The sequence below is a fragment of the Saccharophagus degradans 2-40 genome (genome assembly GCF_000013665.1).
Classification (GTDB): domain Bacteria; phylum Pseudomonadota; class Gammaproteobacteria; order Pseudomonadales; family Cellvibrionaceae; genus Saccharophagus; species Saccharophagus degradans.
This window is the reverse complement of the sequence record NC_007912.1, coordinates 461,000-483,221: the sequence shown is the minus strand read 5'-3', so window position 1 is coordinate 483,221 and position 22,222 is coordinate 461,000. Positions and strand designations below refer to the sequence as shown.

At 46.7% G+C, this 22,222-nt stretch carries 17 protein-coding genes; 14 read left to right on the top strand and 3 right to left on the bottom strand.

Annotation, left to right across the window (positions count from 1 at the left end):
- The first annotated feature begins 181 nt into the window (after positions 1-181).
- From glnE to SDE_RS21070, 9 genes are all read left to right on the top strand, one after another.
- Complete coding sequence (gene glnE / locus SDE_RS02050; protein ID WP_011466877.1) at positions 182-3,121, top strand: bifunctional [glutamate--ammonia ligase]-adenylyl-L-tyrosine phosphorylase/[glutamate--ammonia-ligase] adenylyltransferase; 2,940 nt, start codon at positions 182-184, stop codon at positions 3,119-3,121.
- A 102-nt stretch (positions 3,122-3,223) separates the two neighbouring features.
- A complete protein-coding gene (locus tag SDE_RS02045; protein ID WP_011466876.1) occupies positions 3,224-4,153 on the top strand; it encodes a branched-chain amino acid transaminase in 930 nt (309 codons plus the stop codon).
- A gap of 81 nt (positions 4,154-4,234) precedes the next feature.
- Positions 4,235-5,995, top strand: a complete 1,761-nt coding sequence (msbA, locus tag SDE_RS02040; protein WP_011466875.1) for a lipid A export permease/ATP-binding protein MsbA — start codon at positions 4,235-4,237, stop codon at positions 5,993-5,995.
- Positions 5,996-6,095: 100 nt separating this feature from the next.
- Entirely contained in the window at positions 6,096-7,379 is a 1,284-nt protein-coding gene (waaA, locus tag SDE_RS02035; protein ID WP_011466874.1) for a lipid IV(A) 3-deoxy-D-manno-octulosonic acid transferase, read from the top strand.
- A 305-nt stretch (positions 7,380-7,684) separates the two neighbouring features.
- Positions 7,685-9,580 carry an alkaline phosphatase PhoX gene (locus SDE_RS02030; protein ID WP_011466873.1) on the top strand — a complete coding sequence of 632 codons (1,896 nt, stop codon included), beginning with the start codon at positions 7,685-7,687 and terminating at the stop codon, positions 9,578-9,580.
- A 179-nt stretch (positions 9,581-9,759) separates the two neighbouring features.
- Positions 9,760-11,499 (top strand): hypothetical protein, encoded by a 1,740-nt coding sequence (locus SDE_RS02025; protein ID WP_011466872.1) that lies wholly within the window; start codon positions 9,760-9,762, stop codon positions 11,497-11,499.
- A 237-nt stretch (positions 11,500-11,736) separates the two neighbouring features.
- A complete protein-coding gene (locus SDE_RS22785; protein ID WP_158303843.1) occupies positions 11,737-11,910 on the top strand; it encodes a hypothetical protein in 174 nt (57 codons plus the stop codon).
- A 24-nt stretch (positions 11,911-11,934) separates the two neighbouring features.
- The gene (locus SDE_RS02020) at positions 11,935-12,348 is read left to right on the top strand and encodes a GFA family protein (RefSeq protein WP_011466871.1); all 414 of its coding nucleotides are present in this window, start codon (positions 11,935-11,937) and stop codon (positions 12,346-12,348) included.
- A gap of 30 nt (positions 12,349-12,378) precedes the next feature.
- Positions 12,379-13,032 (top strand): DUF4253 domain-containing protein, encoded by a 654-nt coding sequence (locus tag SDE_RS21070; RefSeq protein ID WP_011466870.1) that lies wholly within the window; start codon positions 12,379-12,381, stop codon positions 13,030-13,032.
- 53 nt (positions 13,033-13,085) lie between these two features.
- On the opposite strand, the gene SDE_RS02010 is transcribed toward SDE_RS21070, so the two are convergent.
- Together SDE_RS02010 and SDE_RS02005 are read right to left on the bottom strand one after the other, a co-directional pair.
- Positions 13,086-14,117: a Stealth CR1 domain-containing protein gene (locus tag SDE_RS02010; RefSeq protein WP_011466869.1), complete on the bottom strand. Its 1,032-nt coding sequence runs from the start codon at positions 14,115-14,117 to the stop codon at positions 13,086-13,088.
- 79 nt (positions 14,118-14,196) lie between these two features.
- Positions 14,197-14,937 carry an SDR family NAD(P)-dependent oxidoreductase gene (locus SDE_RS02005; RefSeq protein WP_011466868.1) on the bottom strand — a complete coding sequence of 247 codons (741 nt, stop codon included), beginning with the start codon at positions 14,935-14,937 and terminating at the stop codon, positions 14,197-14,199.
- 111 nt (positions 14,938-15,048) lie between these two features.
- Between SDE_RS02005 and SDE_RS02000 the strand changes: the two genes are divergently transcribed.
- From SDE_RS02000 to SDE_RS01980, 5 genes are all read left to right on the top strand, one after another.
- Positions 15,049-15,603 (top strand): helix-turn-helix domain-containing protein, encoded by a 555-nt coding sequence (locus SDE_RS02000; RefSeq protein ID WP_011466867.1) that lies wholly within the window; start codon positions 15,049-15,051, stop codon positions 15,601-15,603.
- A 20-nt stretch (positions 15,604-15,623) separates the two neighbouring features.
- On the top strand, positions 15,624-15,869 hold the full coding sequence (locus SDE_RS01995) for a VF530 family DNA-binding protein (RefSeq protein ID WP_011466866.1): 246 nt from the start codon (positions 15,624-15,626) through the stop codon (positions 15,867-15,869).
- A 142-nt stretch (positions 15,870-16,011) separates the two neighbouring features.
- On the top strand, positions 16,012-16,218 hold the full coding sequence (locus tag SDE_RS01990) for a hypothetical protein (protein WP_041324036.1): 207 nt from the start codon (positions 16,012-16,014) through the stop codon (positions 16,216-16,218).
- A 375-nt stretch (positions 16,219-16,593) separates the two neighbouring features.
- The gene (locus SDE_RS01985; RefSeq protein WP_011466864.1) at positions 16,594-19,077 is read left to right on the top strand and encodes a fatty acid cis/trans isomerase; all 2,484 of its coding nucleotides are present in this window, start codon (positions 16,594-16,596) and stop codon (positions 19,075-19,077) included.
- Positions 19,078-19,159: 82 nt separating this feature from the next.
- Positions 19,160-20,227, top strand: a complete 1,068-nt coding sequence (locus SDE_RS01980) for a DUF748 domain-containing protein (protein ID WP_158303842.1) — start codon at positions 19,160-19,162, stop codon at positions 20,225-20,227.
- A gap of 87 nt (positions 20,228-20,314) precedes the next feature.
- On the opposite strand, the gene parE is transcribed toward SDE_RS01980, so the two are convergent.
- Positions 20,315-22,210 (bottom strand): DNA topoisomerase IV subunit B, encoded by a 1,896-nt coding sequence (gene parE, locus SDE_RS01975; RefSeq protein ID WP_011466862.1) that lies wholly within the window; start codon positions 22,208-22,210, stop codon positions 20,315-20,317.
- Between the last annotated feature and the right edge of the window lie 12 nt (positions 22,211-22,222).

Genomic DNA, 22,222 nt, shown 5'->3' with positions numbered 1-22,222 from the left:
CTCTAACAACATGCTATGTTTAGGAATAAAGCGGAGATTGCATTTAACGTAACACTCGGCATACCCCTATGGGTTATAACAGACAGCTGGTTTTAGCAGGCAGCCACACTTAAGTGTAGTAGACCCCCCTAGCCCTGCCCAATTTGCAACACCGTAATTAACGAATAACTAAGGATCAAAAATGAAATCGCATTTAGCTTGGCTAAACACCGAAAATAACCCCCTACTGAATGACGATGTGCGGTTATTTTTTGCTAGGCTGGAAGAAAAACTCGACGCTCTCGACGACGGTGAAGCCATTGCCAGTGCAATAACCGGCGAGTTTGCTACGCAGCTTATTTTTTGCTGCTATAACAGCGCCTTTGTGTGTGATCAGCTGTATAAATTTCCCGATTTGATTGTTGCGCTAAGCCAGGTAAATACACCATTTAATCACGCAGAGCTAGTCGCGCTGTGGCAGCAACACGCGCAACATATCGACAGTGTAGCCAGCCTCGAACAGGCGCTGCGCGAATTTCGCAATCGCGCCATGGTGGGTATTATTTGGCGTGACTTGCACCGTATGGGCCAACTCGAAGACACCACCGGCGCGCTCACCTCTTTAGCCGAGATATGCACGCAAGCTGCGCTGGATTACCACTACAACCTGCTGGCCACCAAGTTTGGCCAACCCACCGATAAACAAGGCGCTATCCAGCCGTTGCTAGTGCTGGGTATGGGGAAGCTGGGCGCGGGCGAGCTGAACCTCTCTTCAGATATCGATTTAATTTTTACTTTTCCGCAATCGGGCAATACCAACAACCCCGATAACCCACTATCTAACCAAGAATTTTTCAGCCGTTTGGGCAAAAAAGTTATTCACAGCCTCGATGCTAAAACCCTACACGGTTTTGTATTTAGGGTGGATATGCGCCTGCGCCCTTACGGCCAAAGCGGTGCGCTGGTATCTAACTTCGACTCGCTGGAAGACTACTACCAAACCCAAGGCCGCGAGTGGGAACGCTATGCAATGGTAAAAACCCGTATTATTGCCGCAAGCCAAACCGAAGGCATTAGCGACGCCGAGCACGCGCACTACAAACGCCAATTAATGACGTTGCTACGCCAGTTTACCTACCGTAAATATGTGGATTTTTCGGTCATCGATGCCCTGCGCGGCCTAAAACAAATGATTACCCAAGAGGTAAAACGCCGCCAATTGGAGGACGATGTAAAACTCGGCCCGGGCGGCATTCGCGAAGTGGAATTTATCGCCCAAGCCTTTCAGCTTATTCGCGGCGGCCGCGACACCCAATTGCAAGATAACCGCCTGCTAGTGATTCTGCCGCAACTGGAAGAGCTTAACTGCCTGCCCCCAGGCACAGCCAAAACCCTTGCCGACGCTTACCGGTTTTTACGCAACACCGAGCACGCCATTCAGGCCTATCGCGATGAGCAAACCCAGCGCCTGCCCATCAACCCAGACGATCAGCTGCGGCTTGCGCGCGGCATGGGCTTTGACGATTGGCAATCGTTTTACCAGCAACTAAATACCCACCGCGATGTGGTTAAAGCCGAGTTCCACGAGGTAATCGCCCTGCCGGAAGAGAAAGACGACCAGTGCACGGTAGATAGCCTGTGGCAGCAAATTTGGCAGGGCCAGCTCGATCAAGAGGTGGCATTCGACATACTAGCCAAGCACAAACACGAGGCACCCAACACCACCCTTAGCCTATTAGATGAACTGCGCGAGTCCAGCACAGTACAAACCCTGCAAGCTGCGGGTAAAGAGCGGTTGGATGAGTTTATTCCCCGTTTGCTGGCGCAAATATCCGCCACCGACACGCCCACACAAACCCTGCACCGCATTCTAAAATTGGTGAAGTCGGTTATTCGCCGCAGCGCCTATTTGCTGCTGTTGATAGAAAACCCAGGCGCCCTTTCCCAACTAGTCAAACTCACCGCCGCCAGCCCGTGGATAGCCGACCGGCTGGCCGAACACCCTGCTTTGCTAGACGAGCTGCTGGATGCGCGCACTCTTTACCACCCACCCGAAAAAGCCGAACTGCAGGCCGACTTACACACCACCATGCTACGCATTGCCGAGGACGACCTCGAAACGCAAATGGAAACCCTGCGCCACTTTCGCGCCGCCCATATGTTGCGTGTAGCGGCAAGCGAGCTAACCGGCGCGCTGCCGCTAATGAAAGTGAGTGATTACTTAACCTATATGGCCGAGGTAATAGTGGAGTATGTGGTGCACCTCGCTTGGGGCCAAATGGTGGCCAAACACGGCTACCCCGATGGCGACAAACGCACCCACCCCAACTTTATCGTGGTGGGGTACGGCAAGGTGGGCGGCATAGAGCTTAGCCACGGCTCAGACCTAGATTTAGTGTTTATCCACAATGCCAATACCAGCGGCAGCACCGACGGCGAGCGCAGCATAGATAACCAAACTTTCTATATGCGTATGGGCCAAAAAATCATCCATATTATGAACACCCAAACCGTAAACGGTCAGTTGTACGAAGTAGATATGCGCCTGCGCCCTTCGGGCAACTCGGGCATGCTGGTTACCACCTTAAGCGGATTCGAAAAATACCAAAAAGAGTCCGCATGGACATGGGAGCACCAAGCGCTGGTACGCGCGCGTGTGATTGCCGGCGACAGCGAATTGGCCGACCAATTTGACCAGGTTCGCCGCGCAATTTTGGGGCAAAAAAGAGAGCTCGCCCCCCTGCGCAAAGATGTAACCGAAATGCGCGAGAAGATGCGTAAACACTTGGGTAGCGACACAAGCGACGACGGCAGCAAAACCTTCAATATTAAGCAGGACGCAGGTGGTATCGTTGACATTGAATTTATGGTTCAATACGCAGTTCTTGCCTGGGCACACTCGCAACCCGCGTTACTTAGGTATACGGATAACATCCGAATATTAGAATGTTTAGCTGAATCCCAGCTGCTGTCGGCTCAAGAGGTTGAACAGCTGATAGAAGCATACAAAGCCCTTCGCTCATTAGGACACAGCTTAGCCCTGCAACAACAGGCTAACCTTGTCGATGGAACTTCGCTCGAACCCGAGAGAGAAACGGTTATTCGCATATGGCAACAATTGTTTGCCGTAGGTGCAAGCTAATACCAGCTTGGGCAATACCGATTCGACGCCAGTTTTTAGCAGGGTAACCAGCGGTAGCGCAGGCATACACAATTTTATTTAGACTTACTTTGGAGTAGCACAATGTCTTTCGCAGATCGCGATGGAGTTATTTGGTTTGACGGTGAATTAGTACCTTGGCGCGATGCTAAAGTGCATGTACTTACCCACACATTGCATTACGGCATGGGCGTATTCGAAGGCGTACGCGCATACGAAACGCAAAATGACGGCACCTGCATTTTTAAACTACAAGAGCACACCAATCGCCTATTCCGCTCCGCGCATATTATGAATATGCCCGTAAGCTGGACCAAAGAGCAATTAAACGAAGCCCACAAGCTTGTTGTGCGCGAAAACAACCTTCACGAAGCTTACTTGCGCCCAATGATTTTTTACGGATCTGAAGGGATGGGTTTGCGTGCCGACAACTTAAAAACACACGTTATTGTTGCCGCGTGGAACTGGCCATCGTACATGTCGCCAGAAGCCAAAGAAGTAGGCATTAAAGTGCGCACCTCAAGCTACACCCGCCACCATGTAAACATCTCCATGTGTAAAGCCAAAGCCAATGGTCACTACATCAACTCTATGCTTGCCCTAAAAGAAGCATTAGATTGCGGTTGTGAAGAAGCTTTGCTACTCGATACAGAAGGCTACGTAGCGGAAGGCAGCGGCGAGAATATTTTTATCGTGCGCGACGGCGTAATCTACACGCCAGAGCTAACCAGCTGCTTAGATGGTATTACCCGTGCCACCATCTTTCAACTAGCAGCCGATTGCGGCTACACCATTAAAGAAAAACGCATCACCCGCGACGAAGTGTACGTAGCCGATGAAGCCTTCTTTACCGGTACCGCCGCAGAAGTATTACCTATTCGCATGCTAGATGGCCGCAACATTGGCGAAGGCAAGCGCGGCCCTATTACCGAGCGTTTACAATCTTTGTATTTCGATGCGGTAAAAGGTCGACTAGACAACCACCACGATTGGCTTGCGCCCATCGCGAAGTAAAACACCAAAGGCGGCGCTTGACCGCCTTTTTTATTCCCCCCGCACAATGACTCAAGCCCATTTTTACCACATGAGCACACCATGAGCACACCGGCTAAACCCACCTCTGTAGAATCCTATAAACGCTTGCTTAGCTATGCGTTTAAATACAAAGCCTATTTTATTATTAGCTTTATTGGTTTTGGCGTTTTCGCAGCCATGGAAGCCCAGCTAATTAATATTTTAGAATATTTTGTAGATAGACTAGAGGGGCGCCCTTCGGCACCGGTATTGGGGTTATCTGCCGATGTCACTTCATCTTTGTGGTTTGTGCCTATCTCGGTTGTGGTGCTCAGTATTATTCGCGGCATTGGCGCCTACTTCGGTAATTTTTATATGAGCCTTGTAGGCTTAAACGTCATTACCAACCTGCGCCGCCAAATTTTTTCGCAAATGATTTATTTGCCACAATCTTTTTACGATACAAAAAATAGCGGCGAGCTTATATCGCTATTGGTGTACAACATAGAGCAAGTAACGGGGTCGGTAACCAACGCGGTAAAAACCCTGTTTAGAGACGGCATGAGCGTAGCTTGGTTTTTAGCAATGATGCTAATTATCAACTGGAAACTCACCCTCGCGTTTATTTGCGTAGCCCCTGTGTTGGGCGGCCTTATGTATATTGCCAGCAAATACTTCCGCAAAGTTAGCCACAAAATTCAGTCTGCCGTTGGCCGCGTAAGCCATGTCGCCACCGAAAGTATTCAAGGCATTAAACTGGTAAAAAGTTACGGCGGCGAAAAATACGAACTAGACCGCTTTAACGATGCCACCAACCAAAACCTGCACTACGGCACCAAGTTCGAACGCGTGTCTGCTTTTCAAACCCCCGTATTACACATAGTGCTGGCGCTGGCGCTAGCGGTAACCTTTTATTTAATTATGATTTTATGGGATAGCGACTCATCCAAAGCCGTGGTGTACGCCACCTACGCAGCCGCTATAGCCAAACCCTTTAGGCAACTAACCAAAATAAACAGCATTATCCAAAAAGGCCTTGCCGCTGCCGACACCATTTTTGAAGTGCTCGACCTACAAGCCGAACCCAATAGCGGCCAGCAAAAACTTAACGCACCGAAAGGCCGAGTAGAATTAAAAGACGTTCACTTTGGTTACAATCAAGATACCCCAGCCCTAAACGGCATAAGCTTTGCCATAGAACCTGGCCAAACCGTGGCGCTGGTGGGTAGCTCGGGCAGTGGTAAATCTACCATTGTGAGCTTACTGTTACGCTTTTACGATAACCAACAGGGCAGCATTACTATTGATGGCACACCAATTCAATCGCTTGAATTGCACAACCTGCGCGAACACATTGCACTGGTTAACCAGCAGACCATTTTATTTAACGATACCATTGCCGCGAACATTGCCTACGGCAGCGAACATATAGACGAAGCGCGCATTCAAGATGCCGCCAAGCAAGCCAACGCGCACGATTTTATTATGGCACTGCCTAACGGCTACCAAACACCCGCCGGTGAAGATGGCTCACGCCTTTCTGGTGGTCAGCGCCAACGTATAGCTATTGCCCGCGCGCTATACAAAAACGCCCCTATATTAATTTTAGATGAAGCCACATCGGCGTTAGATAACGAATCGGAAAAACAAATTCAATCGGCATTGGATGAATTAAAACAAGGGCGTACCACACTGGTTATCGCCCACCGTTTATCCACCATAGAAAACGCCGACACCATTTTAGTAATGGATAACGGCCGCATTGTTGAGGCTGGCAACCATCAAACACTACTCGATCGCAGCGGTGTATACGCCAACCTCTACCACTCCCAGTTTTCGTAACCTGTGGTAACTAAGCTTGGCGCAGCCCTAATGCGTCACTCATAATTCACACTAGCAATTCACAACTAGCAATTCACAACTAGCAATTAGCGATTGGAACATGCTGCGACTTTTTTACACTTTATTATTTACCCTCGCGCTGCCCATTATTGTGGTGCGCCTGTGGTTGCGCGGTAGCAAACTACCCGCTTACCGCGCGCGTATCGGCGAACGCTTTGGTGTAATACCGCCACTAGAAAAGAAGCACAAACAAACTATTTGGTTTCACACTGTATCGGTGGGCGAATTTATTGCTGCCTCGCAACTTATCAACGCGCTGCTAGAAACCAACCAATACGACATAGTAATTACCACTACCACACCCACCGGTAGCGAACAGGTAAGCAAAAAATTCGGCACGCGCGTGTACCATGTTTACGCCCCCTACGACATACCGTTTTTAATTAATCGCTTTTTAAATAAAACCGCACCCAGCTTAGCCGTGTTTATGGAAACAGAACTGTGGCCCAACACATTGCGCCAATGCCACAAGCACGGCATACCCACACTGTTAGCCAACGGCAGGCTCTCGGCAAAATCCGCTAAGGGTTATGCAAAATTTAGCAGCCTAACTAAGCCCATGTTGCACAACCTAAGTTTTGCCGCCATCCAAAACTCGGCAGACGCAGAACGCTTTTACCGCCTAGGGCTTGCACAAAACAACAGTGAAGTAACCGGCAGTATTAAATTTGATATAGCCGTAGATGCAACCATCGCAGAGCGCGCCGCGCAATTAAAAGGTGAATACAGCCTTGAAGGCAAACGCAAAATTCTTATCGCCGCCAGCACCCACCGCGGTGAAGATGAAATAATTCTTGACGCCTTTCACAAATTATTGGAAAGAGACAACTCCCTGCTACTGCTATTGGTACCTCGCCACCCAGATAGATTCAACAATGTTGCACAACTGTGCACAACACGCGGCTTTTATATTGTTACCCGCAGCAGCCAGCAAGCGCCAAGCGCACAAACACACATAGTGCTAGGCGATACCATGGGCGAGCTGATGCTTATGTACGGCGCTGCAGATATAGCCTTTGTGGGCGGCAGCTTTGTTGCGAATGGCGGCCACAACTATTTAGAGCCTGCCGTGTGGGGGCTGCCTATTGTATCTGGCCCCAGCCAATTTAATTTTGCTACCATTGCCCAAGCACTTACCCAAGCGGCAAGCTTATATACGGTTCACAGCGCCGATGAATTGGCCGATCAAGTTGACGGACTATTTGCCAATGCAGCCATAGCACAACAGGCAGGTTTAGCCGGTAAGCGGTTTGTAAGCGAAAACCAAGGCGCCACGCAGAAACATCTCGATATAATTCAACGGCTATTGGCTAACGCGCCTTAGTCTGTTTTTCTTTTTGTATAATTTATACAACTTACACAATTCGTATAAATCGCTCGCCAAAAGCAGTGAGCTAACAAGACTGCGCAACCCTCTATTTTTTAACCGAACTGTCACAATTGGCAGCCATCCTCCTGTTGCGCCGCTTAAATTGCGCTGCTTTTAAAAATTCTTTAACTTTTCTGTCATATTTGTCACATAAAACCTTCAACAAGCAGTCACTCTACAGTCATAGCTTGCCCGTAATTTACTCGCGCTAATTCATATAAAAATTATTTTACTCGCAGTAAATTCATTAGGAGCAACGTATGTTTTCAAAAAATACTCTGGCTGATGCGATTCGCAAAGCCCTGTTAATAGGTATTCCCACTCTTGTATTGGCCGCCTGCAGTGGCGACGATGGTAAAGACGGTGCAGATGGTAGCGATGGCGCAAACGGCAGCGACGGTGCTGCTGGCGTAGATGGCGCGAACGGTGTCGATGGCGCAGATGGTAAAGACGGTGTAGATGGCTCTTTCGGCGGTTCATTAACTCGCCTAGCTACCGTGCCATTAGGTGCAGAAGTGACCGGTGCTTATGTTACAGAAAATGGCGACCTTTTCTTTAACGTACAACACCCAGATAACAGTAACACCGAAGCCGATGCCAACGGTATTGTTTTTGATCACGGTACTGTAGGTGTATTAAAAGGCGTAAACATTAACCAATTGCCACAAAACTTAATTTCAGTTGGCGTACCGCAATCGGATTGGGAAAAACAAACCGTACAAGTGGCCTACGGCGAGTACCAAGTTATCGCACAAACTACCGATACCTTTGGCGGCGCAATGGCACAAGGTTTAGGTACAGTATTGGCAGTTGATGGCACTACCGTTGTGCGCTCAATCGACGACCCGGACTTTAACGGCTTTATTCCAACTAGCGACACTAGCGGCTACTTATTTACAAACTGGGAAGCGATTCCTGGTGGCATGAGCCGATTAAAGCTAGACAAAAACACCAGCACCGGTGAGTGGAGCGTAGATAGCAGCGATGTAATGATGCTAGATTTTGGCACCTACGGCACAATCGCAAACTGCTTTGGTTCGGTAACACCTTGGAACACGCCGTTAACCTCAGAAGAGTGGGGCAACTTTGGCGATAACACCACCGACTGGAACAACCCAGCGGCAAGCAGTGGCAACCGCAACTCACTTGCGCGTTACACCTCTCCTACTGCAGGCAGCGCTGCAGACGCCGCAGTCTTCCCCAACACTTACCGCTACCACTACATTGTAGAAATTACCGACCCTGCAGGTACAGCAACGCCAGTTAAACATTACGCAATGGGCCGTTTTGAACACGAAAACGCGATTGTAATGCCAGACCAAAAAACGGTTTACCTCTCGCAGGATGATACCAACGGTGTGTTTTATAAATTCGTTGCCGATACCGCTGGCGACTTGAGCGCGGGTACATTGTACGGTGCCAAATTAACACAAGACGTAGGTAGCACTGAACCACAAACTACCGGTTTTGATATTGAGTGGATAGAGCTTGCCCACGGTAACAACACCGAAATCGAAACCTGGATTGCTGAATACGACGACATAAACCTAGATGACTTCGTAGATGGCCAAAGCAACTACCTCACCAACGCTGATGCCGAAGCGTGGGCAGCAGGCAGCGCAACCTACCCAACCATTGCAAACGGCGGCAGCACTGTAACTGCAACCAAAGCCATGGATGACCGTATTGCCTTCTTAGAATCGCGCAAAGCAGCTCGCGCTAAAGGTGCAACTGCAGAATGGCGTAAGTTTGAAGGTATTTACGTTAACCATAAGCGCGCTCAAGAAGCCGTTGAAGGTGTAGATCTAATTCCAAACGAAGAAGTAAACAACGCTTACGTTTACTTTGCCATTGCAGATTTAGATAACGGCATGATAGACGATGCTGGCGACATTCAACTTTCTTCACGCGTAAAAGATTGTGGTGGTGTTTACCGCATGAAGCTAGAAGCCAACTACGACGTAAACCGCATAGAGCCTGTTGTAATGGGTGGTACTTACCGCTCTAGCCTTTCTGGCGCGTTGCGTTGCGATGTAGAGTCTCTATCGCAACCAGATAACGTTATCGTGCTGGACGACGGCCGCATCATTATTGGTGAAGATGGCTTCCAAGTGAATAACGCACTGTGGATTTACAACCCTAAAGGGAATAAATAATAGCGAAAGTAAAACGCTGAAATAGCAATCATCGTATTTGGAGTGGCCCGCAGGGCCACTCCAAATTTCGTTTTATTTCGCGTCAGCAATATTCTCTTACTTAGGCTTACACATCTAATTTTATTGGCCTTTATCGTTCTTACTTTATTTTCTATAGCACTAACTTTTTGGTTACACCCATGCGATTAACTAACACCGCTTTACGCTGCTCTACATATTCAACAGCACTTTTAACAGCGCTTTTCTCGGTACTGCTATTTACATCACTTACCGCCTGCTCCGAAAAAAGTGTAAGCCCAGCTACTTCAAATACAACGCAAGTTAATACGGCACAAAAACAGCCAAGCAAAACTGAATTTTTGGCACAAGACTATATCGACCATAACGAAGTGTTTAACCCAGAAGCGCCAATACCCGCGCAGTGCTACACCAAAACAGAAAGCAAATTTAACCCTTGTTATGTTTGCCACCAAACGTATTCCGAAAGTGATCGCCCCAACCAAATGCACGATGGCTTTCAACAGGGCAGCTATGCCTTTTCAGATGTTGGCGTAACCAATAGCTGGAAAAACCTTTTTGTAAACCGAGAAGAAAAAATAAAAGATATTAGCGATGAATTTATTTTAAATTACATTCAAACCGACAACTACACGCCACTTATCGAAAAACTTAAAAACAGTGACTGGAGTGGTGTGGTACCAGAATTAAAACATCTAGAAAAAGGCGCAGAAGCGTTTGATGAATACGGCCTAGCCAAAGACGGGTCGCTGTGGGTTGCGTTTAACTACAAGCCTCTACCTAGTACCTTCTGGCCAACAAACGGCTCTACCGACGATGTAATGATTAAGCTAGCTACGCCTTTCACCCAACGTAACGGCGAATTTTCTAGGCAGGTTTACTTTGCCAACCTGGCGCTGCTAGAGCTTGCAATAACCGGCAAGCAATCTACCAGCTTGCCGCCCACCAACGAAATTGAATTACAGCTCGACTTAGATAACGATGGCAAACTTAACAGCAACACCACAACCATAACTCGCCGCACACATTACATTGGCGATGCCCATCAAACACCACTAGCACATATGCTTTACCCAGAAGGCACCGCCTTTTTACACTCGGTGCGTTACGTGGGCGTGGGTGAAAACGGCGAAATTTTTAACCCACCGCGCATGAAAGAGTTGCGCTATATGAAAAAACAAACTTTTTTGCCCACCGAGCGCTTAAGCGGCAGCTACTACCGCGAAGCAAAAGAAAAGCATTTTGGCAATTTACCCTACTCGGTAGATAAACAAGACAAGGGCATGAGCAATGGCTTTGGCTGGCAAGTGCTCGGCTTTATAGAAGACGAACAAGGCAACCTTAGAAAACAGCATAGCGAAGAACAAGCGTTTTGTATGGGTTGCCACAAAACCATTGGCACCACCATTGATCAAACCTTTGCATTTCCGCGCAAGGTAGCCGGTGCAGAGGGCTGGGGTTACATCAATTTAAAAACCATTAAAGATGTACCCAATATTCGCGCAAGCGATTTACAGCCAGAAGAGCAAGGCGAATACTTAACTTACCTAGAACGCGTAGGCGGCGGTGATGAGTTTCGCCAAAATAGCGAGATGTTAGCGCGTTGGTTTACCAGCAACGGCGTAAACAAAGCCAAAGTAGAGAGCTTGGAATCGATATACGATTTAATTACCCCCTCTAAAGAGCGCGCTCTGGCCCTAAATAAGGCCTATTACACCATAGTGAAAGAACAGAGCTATCTATTTGGCCGCGACACAGTACTGCTACCCGCGACCAATGTGTACACCGAGGTAGACGAAAGCGAGCCACCGCTACTGCCACAGCACCGCCACCAGTGGGATATACGCCTAGACTGGAGTGCGAACAGCACTACAGGACCGCAGAGTTTAGTTGCGCAATAAGCACTTACCCTAGCAACGTGCAGCCAACGCACAACCATGTCTACCCCGTCGCCCGCTATCACCTGCGGGCCGACGGGGCGCTAACCGCGCCACAGTTTGCTATTTACCCCTTCACTTTACACAAATGATAGGCTCGCAATCTTTTAATATTGCTCGAATCGTTTAAGATAGACGCCACTTAATCATCTAGCCTTATAGAAACTCTAACGAGCCAACAACACGCGCGCAGGAGCTTTTATGCAATCAATTAGCAGCGCCCAACTATTAGTAGTGGCGGCCGCCCTACTTGTACTGGCAGCAGGTATCTTTTGGATAATAAAAAGCCACAAACGCGAACAAGACAAAACTCAAGCTCGCCTGCAGGAAATACAAGACAAACTCAAAGAAATAGAAAACAACAAGGCCAACTAAAGCCAGTGCTCTAAGGATACCGCTATGCTAGCCCGCTGCCTGTGCAAAGCCATCGAATTTGAATTCGAACCCAAAAACAATACAGCGATTAATTGCCACTGCTCCATGTGCAGGCAATCGCACGGCGCGGCATACGCTACACAGCTATTTGCCTCAAAGGCTAGTTTGCGCTTTATTCAAGGCCAAGAAAAATTGACCGAATACCCATCGTCACCAATGGGTTTACGCGTATTTTGCTCGGTGTGCGGCTCGCGTTTAATGAACTACGCCAAAGCCCACAGCGACTATATGAGTGTTGCACTCGCTGCGGTGGTAGATGCACCAAACATCCAACCCAGCGCTAACGCTTTTTACGCCGGCAGAGTACAGTGGTGCGACCCAACTCAAAACCTTACCCACTACGACGCACTTCCCGATGATATAGGTAAATACCTTTAACCTATACTCGCACTACAACAAGGCAACGCTATGCATTTTATTGAGCTAGACGGCTCGGTAGGTTTTAAACAAGCTATTGAGACTTCCGCCAAAAAAAATAAAGTTATTATTTGCGGCTCCCCGGACGACCGCGACTTACTGCAAGATGGCATAGGTATAAATACCGACGCTCAATCTATACTTGCCGAGGCAAATACATTAAACGCCATTGACTGGTTTAACACCCAAAAATCAGCATTGCCATTGGAAGAGAGCGAACAGAAAAAATTGGAAGGCCGCTGGCCTGGCGCCAATGGTGTACAGCACAGTTTTGCGCTTGCCAACGATATAGTTACCCAACAACCACTAGATACACTCGCTGCGGTAATAGTGCAATGTGAACACTCTTGGCAAGTGCCAGCCTACTTAGGGTTTGGCGGTTGGAATAACTGCCCCAGCCCAGCAGAACACTGCGCCCTGTGGCAATTTTGGCAACACAAATACGATGCCCGCATAGTAGGTGTAAGCGGCGACGTAATAGAAGCCTACGTCAACAAGCCCCCCTGCACCCGCGAAGAAGCCATCGCCCTAGCTTGGCAACATTATTTGTACTGCCCAGACCTAATAGAGCAAGGCGAAGAAACCATCGCCAACCTCGCCGCCGCATTATTAGATCAAAAAGTATGGTTTTTTTGGTGGGATTAGATTAACAGTAGCTAAACACTAATCGTTAATTACTAGTTACTAGCTATTAATAATTAGCGATTCGCGTTTAGCAATTCATCCACAGTCCCTATTCGCTTATCCAGCCACTCGAATATAAGCTTTTGCTTTTCTTCGTCCGCGTTTTCTATGTTTTGTACGCATACAAATGCGGTTTTTTTGGATTTGTCGGCGCGGTTTAGTTTGTTTTTAATGCGCAGCAGCGCTTGGTCGGCGGGTTTTAGTTGGAGTACGTTTAAATCATTTTTAATTTTAGCGCCTTTATTTTTTAGCTCTAAATGCGCAGCTAAGGACTCGCCAATAAATTGTTCGCTATTGCGCAAAGGGAAGCTTACATTAAACTCCAGCACTTCAGGGTTAGCTTCAAAATAAGTGCGCTGAGTAGATACTCGCCACGCGTGAGGGTTATGCGGTATTTGGAAATACCAATTTTTAAAACCCAGCAATTTCGCACTTACTTCTTGTGCGGCCAAATAGCCCACCTTGGTTTTCCGAAGCTCGCGCTTTTTCTTAGAGAACAATCCCTCTAAAAAGTGCGCCACTTTTTTATGAATAACCTTATCGGAAAACTTGCGCCATTTACCACGCAATACCACTTTATTATCGCGGAAAAAGTCCCTCTCTCGTACCGGTCTCAGCAGTGCGAAGTCATCATTTAAGAATATAAAGTTTTCTGCCAACCCAGGTATGCGCCACAATACGCTTAATATAGGCCTACTATTAAAACAGGGTAAATGCTGCTCAAACCCTGTAAAAATCACCTTGTGATCTACAACCTTCACCCTATCTTCATACACCGTGCCCTTTAGCTTGTGTATTAAATCGGGGGTTTGTTCATCGGTAACAATGTAAATAGTACGCAACCAAGGCGCAAAGCGAAGCAGCGACGTAACGCAATAATCCAGCTCGCCAGAGTGATGGAACCGCGAAGGCGAAGCAGCGCGCGGGCGCGAACCACCTATGCTGGCTAAATAGCCTTCTAGTTTAGCCGCATGCTTAGGGTCGGAGCCATCCACCCATGTAATCACCGCATCAATTGGCGCCTGTGCAGTTTGTGTTGCTGTCATGGTCACTAACCCACTGCTATTTAAGTATTAAAGGAATAGCCGCGCAGTCTACCACAGCTGTTGTATTCACCAGCAGCGCTTAAATTTGCGCAAGCCCACCGTCCACCTGTAAATCTGCCCCTGTTATAAACGCAGACTGCTCACACAGCAAAAAATATGCAGCTTCCGCAATATCTATCGGTGTCCCCAAACGCTGTAAAGGCGTAGCTGCTTTCACACCATCCAAGACTGAAGCTAAGGTCTCTGCATCAAACCCAAATTTATTCAAAATAGGGGTATCTGTAACGCCAGGAGAAAGCACATTTACCCGCACCCCCTTTCCGCCCAACGCCTCTGCAAAAGATCGCCCCAAAGAACGCACCGCAGCCTTGCTAGCGCCGTATACCGTCCAAGCTCCCGCGCCCCGCTGTGCCTGAATAGACGAAACCAACACTATTGCAGCACCAGCTTCTAAATAAGGCAACGCCAGCTTTACAGTAAAAAAAACGCCTTTTACATTCGTATCCATAGTGGCGTCAAAGCTCGATTCACATACATCACCAACCTCCTGTGGAATAGCGACACCCGCATTTGCGATAACACCATCCAACCGCTGCCAGCGCTCATGGATAGCCTTATAAAAATGGCCAAGGTCTTCAGTACTCCTAACATCCCCTTTATTAACCAATAACCTCCCTAACGCTTGCGGCTCGCAACTAAAGCTTTTGGGGTTGCGCACCAACACCGCCACATTAAACCCCCGCTTCAAAAAAAGCTGCGCCATAGCAAGGCCAATGCCAGAACTTGCTCCTGTGATAGCCACTACCTTTTCTATTTGCATACTCACTTTCTCCATATTTGTAATTTAAAAAACAGAGAAAGCCTAGCGATAAAAACACCATCCCGATACACTATAAAGCCATAAATCCACTATAGTAGACCTGCGTCCATCATGACTTTCGACCATATAGGTACATTTATACGTAATTATCGCCAAACAAATGGAGAAAGCTTACAAGCGCTGGCAGATAGGTCTGGTGTAAGTAGATCCATGATTGCACAAATAGAAAGCAATCAGAAAAGTCCCACCGTTACCACCCTTGCCAAACTAGCAGGAGCCATGAGCATAAGCTTGGGAGATTTAGTCGAACCCAGTAAACACACTACTCACTACGTAATAGTTAAAGGCAGCAAAACGAACATTGTCAGTAAACAAAATAGCCCCTTCGTTTGTCACCAACTACTCGCACAAAGTAACAGCTGCAATGTAGACTTCTACCATTTCTATTTTAGTAAATACGGTAAAACCGGCTTTGCAGCCAATAAGCTGGGCACGCAAAAAACAGTGTGGCTCGACACAGGCCAAATTACACTACACCTTCACAACGAAACCATTTCACTTAATGCCGGGCAAGCCATTCATTTTGCCGCCAGCACCCCCCACCGCTTTGAAAACCGCAGCGGACCTTTAGCCAAAGGCTGTTTTACCGTAAGCTATAGCAACTAACTACAAACAGTAGGTACCCCATGGCCGAACAGCAACCCAATAACCCCTTACACGGTATTACCCTCGAAAAAGTTGTTACCCAACTGCAAGAGCATTACGGCTGGCAGGGCTTGGCCGATAGAATCAATATAAACTGCTTTAAATCAGACCCCTCGGTAAAAAGCAGCTTGAAGTTCCTGCGCAAAACGCAATGGGCACGTGATAAGGTTGAAGCGCTCTACGTCAAAACCTTTACCGCCGAGTCCCCGTGGCAACAAGGTAAATAACACTCCTTTTACAACAATTAACGGGTATATAGCTAATACACCTAACGCTAGCGACTAAACTCCGCTATTTAAACTATAGTAATTAGTGTATCTTGCAGTTCCCCCTACCCGCATTACCCTTCGTACAAATAAAGAGCACACTATGGATAACAAGGATTTCCTGCGCCAGCGCATAAATGTTTACGCAAAGATGGAAGTAGACCCAAGCGTAGATGAAGAAGTGGTTAGCATGCTAAAACGCAAATTCAACGTCTACCTGCCCCAACGCCGCAGCCTAGACGAATCCCTCTCGGCCGCCAAAAGCGACCATGAGATTATTGAGTTGATATTGGAATATAGAAAGCTTTAGGTTTATTAAAACCATCCTATAGCTACTATGCTTATTCTTTTCGCAACTCTATATAAAATAACTACCCCGCATAACCAAACTTTAGCGAGCAACTAGACTCAACCCAACGTTAATACTCTCTGTAGTCAGAAATTTATACTGCAATTACCAGCCCCCCCATAGGCAAGCGAACAACCAATTACTATTTGGTACGGTTCCTGCTTCATCTTCATAATATCTGTTTAAAAGCGCTATTTATCTCGGGTTAAACATTACCGAATCAAATTAATAATAGTAAATGGCGCAGAGTTACTCGAGCTAGCTCAATAAAGCTGGCTTGTAAAAAATGCAAAGCCGAGTAAAGAATTACAAAATATTATTATATGGAAGCCCAAAATGCTTAGAAATAAAACTAGCGTCTTATTTATCGCACTTGCCTTAACTGCAATGGTAGCAGGGCTAAGCTATTACTATATTCAAGAACAAAGGGAAGAACCCGCGTTTACTGTACTACCTCACAACACTGTGCACGAAGAAGTTAATTATTACAGCGACATTCAACCAATATTGGATAAAAAGTGCGTGGCGTGCCATAGCTGCTTTGATGCGCCATGCCAACTAAAACTTGTAAATGCGAAAGGGTTACTGCGCGGCGCTACTGCCAAGCAGGTATATAACGGCGGCCGCACCGAACCACAACAACCCACCCGCCTTAATTTGGATGGTAATACCGAAGCCGAGTGGCGCAACCTCGGTTTTCACTCGGTACTAGAAACAAACAACCAAAGCCCACTACTAAAATCGTTTATTGCTTGGGGCTTCGCTACACAAAATAGTGAGAACGCAAACACTCTTAACGAAGCCATTAAAAAAAACAATATTGAACTGGGAACAACCAGAGAAAACCAATGCAGCGCTACAATCGAAGAGTTTAATAGGTTCACCCACAGCCACCCTCATAACGGTATGCCACTGGCCACCCAAGGGCTATCTCAGTCGGAATACGATTTAGTTATGACCTGGTTTGAACAAGGCGCGACCATCCCTGACGCGCCTTGGACAATCAATAAGCAAGACAAAGAAGTGATACAAAAATGGGAAGACTGGTTAAACGAAACATCGAATGAAAGAAAGCTATTAGCACGCTATATTTACGAGCATCTTTTTCTCGCGCACTTGCACTTACAGCCAGATGATAATCTTTCAGAGAGAATTCTCGATAGCGAATTACAATACCCCGTCAATTTCTATCGTTTAGTACGGTCAAGTACGCCATCAGGAACGGCTATCATTCCAATCAACACAGCTTTACCAAATCAACCTACTCAATCGGATTTTTACTATCGCTTGCAACCTGTGGAAGAAACCATTGTATATAAATCTCACATACCCTATCGGTTTGATAAAAATAGATTAACGGAAATTGAATCTTTGTTCGCAAGCGAAAGCTGGCAAGTAAAAAACTTACCTAGCTATGAGTACGAATTTAGATCTAATCCATTTAAAACTTACAGCGCGATACCAGCCAAGCTTCGCTATAAGTTTTTATTGCAGGATGCAGAATATTTTGTTCGTACATTTATTCGAGGCCCGGTGTGCCACGGCCCTATCGCAACCGATGTTATTCGAGACCACTTTTGGGTAATGTTTGAAAACCCTGAAACAGAGCTATTCGTTAACAACAAAAATTATCGCCAATCCGTTGAAAGCTTACTTGGGCTACCGGGAGAAAATAGCCAGCTTTCTGAGTTCGGTGACGAATGGACAATCTATCAAAACAACCGCAATAAATATGCAGAAGACCGCAATACAGCTTATCGCGAAAGTTACAATACTGGCAGACCACTAAATACAATTTGGACAGAAAAAGGCGAAAACCCCAATGCCTTTCTTACCGTATTTAGGCACCACAACAATGCTACGGTACTGCAGGGCTGGCAAGGCAGTAAACCACGCACCGCATGGGTATTAGACTACCCCTTATTCGAACGTACCTACTATGAACTTGTTGCAGGTTTTGATGTTTTCGGCAACGTGTCACATCAGTTACAAACACGTTTGTATTTTGATTTAATTCGCCATGGCGGTGAAACTAACTTTCTAGCCTATATGCCCAAAGACTCCAGAGAAGCAATATTTAACCATTGGTACCAAGGGCTAGCCCAGTTAAAAACAAGTATCTCTTACCCTAAACTAGACACCTTAGCACTGGGTGCTCCAGAGCTAAATGAGAGCGCTCCTAAAGACGCCTTTTTTAACTACTTCTTTGACAAATTCCCAAGCTCCACCAATGCGCACGACCCGATAAATCGTGCAGAATCTAGTACAACAAATACAGACGATGGAAAAGAGCAAGCGCATACGCAAAACTTGGTAGCAACCCAGCTAGCCTCTATAGCTAGCAAACCCGCTAAAGAACTCGCATTTATAAAAGATTTACCCGATCTTAGCTTACTTTTTATTACGTCCAACAATGCCACGTCCAGCAATGCCATTTCCAACAATAGTACTTCAAGCAATGAAAATCAAAGCATTGTTTATTCACTAGTGCGCAACAGAATGCATAGCAATGTTGCATTTCTTACCGGCGAGGAACTTAGGTACCAACCAGAACAAGATTATTTATCAATTCGAAAAGGCCTTGTGGGTAGCTACCCCAACCTTATATTTAAGGTCGATGAAAGTGATATAAATCGCTTCATAGGCGCGTTGAATACGCCAGATAACGATACCGAATTTAGAGAACGCATGGATGAATTTATTTTAAAACGTTTAGACGACAATTTTTGGCAAACTGTACATGCGATAAGTAATTCCGAAAAAAACAGAAACCCAATTTCTAGCGGACTACTAGACTTGAATCGTTATGAATGCTGGTAAAATGAAAATAAATAGCCGTTTACTACACTCTAAAGTTTTCATCGCCGCATGCATACTATTCACGCTACTTGTAGCGCTACGCATGCTTGCGCCCACAATTGTCAAGAACATAGTCAATCAGTCGCTAGATAACGCGCCAGGCATTGCAGGAAGCATCCAAGATATCGACCTTCACTTGTATCGTGGCGCTTACCAAATTGAAGGTATCGAGTTGCGCACAGTAAAAAACAACATCGAACACCCGTTTGTTACTATAAGCGAATTAGATATTTCTATTTTCTGGACAAAATTAATTAGAGGTAAAGTAGTTACCGAGCTTGTGTTCAAGCAACCAAGCTTTACATTCGCCGACACCAAAGAAGAACAAACAAAAAAGTACGAGGCTGCAGCCAATAAATCGACTTGGCTTGGCATAAGCGAACAGCTAGTGCCTTTCGATATTGATAGGTTAGAAGTGATAGACGGTCATTTCACCTTCGAAGGTAAATCCAACACACTAAATCAAAAGGGCGCATTTCAAGTATCGGATATAAACGGGGTTGTTGTGGGTATTACCAGTCCCTCTCAATACGATACGGAAAACAACAAGAGTAAAAATACAACCAGCACAAGAGGCACCTTAACTGGGTATGGCATGGTATACGGCGAATCGAAAGTAACGGCAGAAGGCTCTTTCGACCCATTCAGTAAAAAACCAATGTTTGATGTGGATGCACACATAGATGATATACAAGCAAAACACCTTGATGCATTAATAAAAATATACACACCCTTCGATGTAGAAGCAGGCTCATTTATGGCCGCCACCGAGCTAAAAGCAGATATGGGTGAGTTAACCGGTTATTTAAAAGTTGGCGCAGACGAGCTAGACGTCTTTTCTTGGAAACAGGATATAGAAATAGATGGCGACAACCCATTCGAGGCACTCGCAGACGCCCTAATTGGCGGTATCGCTAATATACTTTCTAATAGAGAAACAGACCTAGTTGCCACCCAAATACCTATTGAAGGCAGCTTAAACAACCCAGAAACGTCCGTAATAGAATCGTTTTTATCACTTTTAAATAACGCGTTTATCGATGCAATAGATATTGAAGTAGATGAAATATTGAGTTTCGGCGCCGATCAAAAAACAGATAACAATAAATAACGGTTTTAAAATAAAAAAGCACGCCCCCTAATAAGCGTGCTTTCGCGCTGTTAGCTGTTAGCTGTTAGCTGTTAGCTGTTAGCTAGCTTACAAATCATTACCAATATCAGCCAAATCGCCTTTATCTTCTAGCCACGTTTTTCTGTCGCCGGAGCGTTTTTTGGCAAGTAGCATATCCATAAGTTGAGTTGTTTCGTCTTCTTCATCTATGGTTAGCTGCACTAGGCGGCGTGTGTCGCGAGCCATGGTGGTTTCGCGCAGTTGTAGTGGGTTCATTTCACCCAAACCTTTAAAGCGCTGTACGTTTACTTTGCCTTTTTTCTTTTCGGCAACTATGCGGTCTAGAATCCCTTGTTTTTCGCTATCGTCTAGCGCGTAGTAAACATCTTGGCCTATATCTATGCGGTACAGAGGCGGCATAGCTACGTAAACGTGGCCGGCGCTGACTAGTGCGCGGAAGTGTTGATAAAACAATGCGCATAACAACGTGGCAATGTGCAAGCCGTCGGAATCCGCATCGGCAAGAATACATATTTTGTGGTAGCGCAGCCCATCTAGGTTATCTGAGCCTGGGTCTATACCCAACGCTACCGAAATGTCATGCACTTCTTGCGAAGCCAAAACTTCTTGGCTTTCTACTTCCCAGGTATTTAATATTTTTCCGCGCAGCGGCATGATGGCTTGGTGATCGCGATCGCGCGCTTGCTTGGCAGAGCCACCTGCCGAATCCCCTTCCACCAGAAATAATTCGCCGTTGGCTGGGTCGTCGGATGAACAATCGGCCAATTTACCAGGCAGTGCTGGGCCTGCGGTGATTTTTTTGCGCGCAACTTTTTTACTAGAGCGCACGCGTTTTTGCGCATTATTAATGCAGAATTCTGCGAGCTTATCGCCTTCTTCTGTGTGTTGGTTTAACCACAAACTGAAGGCGTCTTTAGCTACGCCCGATACAAATGCCGCCGCTTCACGAGACGATAATCGCTCTTTGGTTTGGCCAGAAAATTGCGGGTCGGCAAGTTTAGATGAAAGCACAAAGCAGCAGTTCATCCACACGTCGTCGGGGGTAATTTTTATACCGCGCGGCACAAGGTTGCGAATTTCGCAGTATTCGCGCATGGCTTCCATTAAGCCTGTACGCAAACCATTTACGTGCGTACCACCTTGCGCAGTGGGAATTAAGTTTACGTAACTTTCTTGGGTAACTTCGCCGCCTTCGGGCAGCCATTGCACAGCCCAGTCGGCCGCTTCGGTGGTACCGGTGAACGAGCCAACAAACGGATCGGCGGGCAGTGTTTCCCAGCCTTCGGTTGCTTGGCTTAGGTAATCTTTTAAGCCGTCTTCGTAGTACCAGGTATCTTTGTCGCCGGTTTGCTCATCGGTAAAAACAACTTCTAGGCCGGGGCACAGTACGGCTTTTGCACGCAGGTTGTGACGCAAACGCGAAACAGAAAATTTGTGCGAATCGAAATAGCTGGGGTTGGGCAAAAAGCGCACCGATGTACCGGTGTTGCGCTTGCCGCAAGTATCTATTACTTCTAGGTCGCTAACTTTATCGCCGTTTTTAAACCCCATGCGATACACTTGGCCATCGCGGCGAATAGTTACTTCTAAACTTTCGGAAAGGGCGTTTACAACCGACACCCCCACACCGTGCAAACCACCAGAGAACTGGTAATTTTTGTTGGAGAATTTACCACCGGCATGCAGGGTAGATAATATAACTTCTACCCCCGGCTTTTTTTGCTCTGGGTGTAAATCTACTGGCATACCGCGGCCATCGTCGGTAACGGTTACCGATTGATCTTTATGCAGTATTACTTCAATTTTTTTGGCGTGCCCCGCCAGTGCTTCATCCACACTGTTATCAATAATTTCTTGCGCGAGGTGGTTGGGCCGCACCGTGTCGGTGTACATGCCGGGGCGTTTTTTTACGGGGTCTAGGCCCGTTAATACTTCAATATCTTCTGCTGAATAATTAGCCATAGAGTATGTCTA